Below are 2,998 nucleotides of genomic sequence, written 5' to 3' on the forward strand. Positions count from 1 at the left end.
TTTTGATACCTGCTTCGCCAGTTAAATATTGCTGAACGACAGAGAGCTTGAATTGCGTTGAGTACTTGGACATAAAAACACCCCAAAAATATGGACGGGTGTCCAACTTTTGGGGTGCAGTTCAGTGGATATTTGTCCACCGGGGCTTTTTTGCGGGTTTCAGATCTGCCTAGCGCCGGATGGCTGCCGCCAGTTTGTTGGCCGTGGTGCTGGCGTTGATACTGTCGTTATTCCAGTATTCAGACACAATTTCAATCCACGCTTTTTTCAGATCATCCTGCACCGCCATATTATGTGCCCACGATGGGACGAGGGTGTTTTTGCCGGAGGATTGTGCAAAGTCCTGTGCTGAAGCCTTGCCGTAAGCATCCAGTTTATGCACATCAATATCGGTGCGGGCCGGGATGCTGCCCTTATGCTTGTTGTAGGCGATTTGCGCTTCGGGGCTCATCAGCAGTGTTGCAAAATCATTTTGAGCTTGCAGCCTTGCAGGATCATCCTGGCGGAAGAAGGTGAGGGTGTCGGCCGCAAAGCTGTATTCACCATTTTGCGTAGGAGATGCCCAGAAGAGGTAATCGGTGTTGGGCTGCTTATTCGCCGTATCAAACTCCCCTTTTACCCAGTCGCCCATTAATTGCATCGCGGCCTTACCGTTAATCACATCCGCCGTGGCCAGGTTCCACTCGCGCCCGGCAGGGTCGGGCGAGCAGTAAGGTTTTAAGCGGCGGAAGGTTTCAAGGGCTTTTATGGTTTGTGTGCCAGTGAGGGCCGCACGGTCTAATTTACTGAATGCATTCAGGTAGTGGGCCGCTCCGCACACGCCCAGAGTGACAGCTTCAAATAAGGTGGCTACCTGCCACTTCACTTCGCTGTGGGCCAGTGGCGTAATCCCTTCTGCTTTAAGCCGGTCGCACAGATGAAAAAATTCATCCCAGGTGGCGGGGGCACGGCTTTGATTCATTCTGCGCATAATGCTGGCATTGGCCCAAAGTACGTTAACGCGGGCAACGCCCAGCGGCACAGCAACATAATGGCCTTCTGCCTGCATCTGATCATTCAGCACTTTGGGTAAAATCTGCGCCCAGCGCTGCTCATTCGCTTGTGCATCCAGATTGGCTAACAGGCCTCGTCCGGTCCAGTTTTGAATTTTTACCCCGCCAATGGCAACTGCTGTTGGAAGCTTGCCCTCATCGACGGCTTTTTTAAGCATGCCAGGTACATCTTTGCCGCTGTGGTTGTCGGCCCAGTGATGATTGATCTGATTGAGTCTGGCCTTGATATCCGCTACGGCGCGAAAGCCGCTGGCGGCAAACCAGCTGTGTAAAACTTCAATATCACCCAGCTGAAATTGCCCTACTGTTTTCATCAGATCACGGGCGCGGTTGTCTAATTGCACTAAGGCGCGTTTTGCCTGTTGCAAGCCAGAGTCACTGGACTGGCTCATATTATTGATTTGCTCGATGGAGCGTGCCATCGAATTGCTGGCAGCGGTTTGTTCGCGTGTTGATTCGGCGATTTCTTTGACCACTATAACAACGTGTGCCATTTTTTCACCAATCGCCAGCATTTGTCTGCGCGCATCCTCGGCGCGATCAGCACTGCCTGCAATGCGCCCGGCGGTATCGTTCATCGTGCTGACTACATTTTGTGTTTCGCGGTCAACGGCTTCGATCCGATTGGTGATTTCTACCGTGGCATTGGCGCTGCGCTCAGCGAGTTTACGAACTTCATCGGCTACTACGGCAAAGCCCCGGCCTTGCTCCCCGGCACGCGCGGCTTCAATTGCTGCGTTTAATGCTAACAAATTGGTTTGCTGGGCAATGTCTTTGATGACACCAACAATGCTGCCAATTTCTTGTGAGTTTTGGCTTAGCGTATGCATGGTTGAGCCCAGCGCCTGAAATGAATGGCTCATCTGGCTGACTTCGTCTGCTACACCCTGTACCGCGATGGCGCTGGTATTGGAGAGCGACTGAGTTTCCTCAACGGTCTGATCCACGCTGTGGGCGTTATTGGCAATTAAGCCAATGTTAACTGTGATTTCTTCAACGCCAGCGGCAGATGAGGCTGCATAGTCCGATTGTGCATTACTGTCGTTAACCAGCTGGCCGGTTACACTGCTCAGTTCCCGCAGCCCCAGCGAAAGGCCTTCCATATCGCGCTGTACTTCACGGAATGTGCTTTGCAGTTTTTCGCTGAACAGATTAAAGCCTTTTGCAATCTCACCAAATTCATCCTGGGATTGAATCGCTATGCGGGTATTTAAATTGCCGCCATTCGTGCTTAATTGCTGCACAGATTGGCTGAGGGATGTCAGCGGGCGCAGCAGATAACGCAGGCCAAAATAGAGCAATGCGGCAGATAGCGGAATAAAGAGCAGGCAAGAGAGCAGGGCGGAGTTAAATACGGGGGTTGTCACCGCAATAGCTAAAGCACAAAAGGCATTAATGGTGACGGCAAGGGCCAATAGCCGCGTACTGACAGACATGGGTAGCTCCTGGGTGTATCAGGATTTAGGGCCGGATAGTGGGTTGATCGTTTTTGTTAGGCTTACAAAATAAAAAAGGCGTTTGAGTTAATCTGCTTTGATAAGCAGGGTGCTGTACCTGTGAAAGTAATAATATTCTGATGTACTTTTTGCTGCGAGGGCTATTTTATACAAATCCATACGTTGGATTGGTTCTTTTATGCAATATTTTGTTCACCGTATGGCGATGCTGCTCGGTTTGTTTTTTTTGCAGGCTTTAATTTGCAGTGGAAATGACTTTAATCAATTTAAAATATTGTTCTGCTTCATTTTTTATTATTTAAATAGCAAATGCGTGCTTATTGAAATCAAAGGCTTAGCGTATTACTGCGTTTTTATTGCAAGGTAGTGGTTGACCTGGTACGGCAAGATCCGTATATTTCGGCCTCTCGCTGCAGCGCACACAGCAACACGGTGTTCTAGCCGCAGCAAATGATCTTTAAAAAAATACAGTCGATGAGTGTGAGTGCT

General features: G+C 49.8%; 1 protein-coding gene. It reads right to left on the reverse strand.

What is annotated here, in order from left to right:
* Positions 1 to 169: 169 nt before the first annotated feature.
* A complete protein-coding gene (locus CSQ88_RS22110) occupies positions 170 to 2,488 on the reverse strand; it encodes an extracellular solute-binding protein (RefSeq protein ID WP_099400217.1) in 2,319 nt (772 codons plus the stop codon).
* Positions 2,489 to 2,998: the final 510 nt, after the last annotated feature.

Source organism: Iodobacter sp. BJB302 (genome assembly GCF_002735645.1).
In the GTDB taxonomy this organism is placed as follows: domain Bacteria; phylum Pseudomonadota; class Gammaproteobacteria; order Burkholderiales; family Chitinibacteraceae; genus Iodobacter.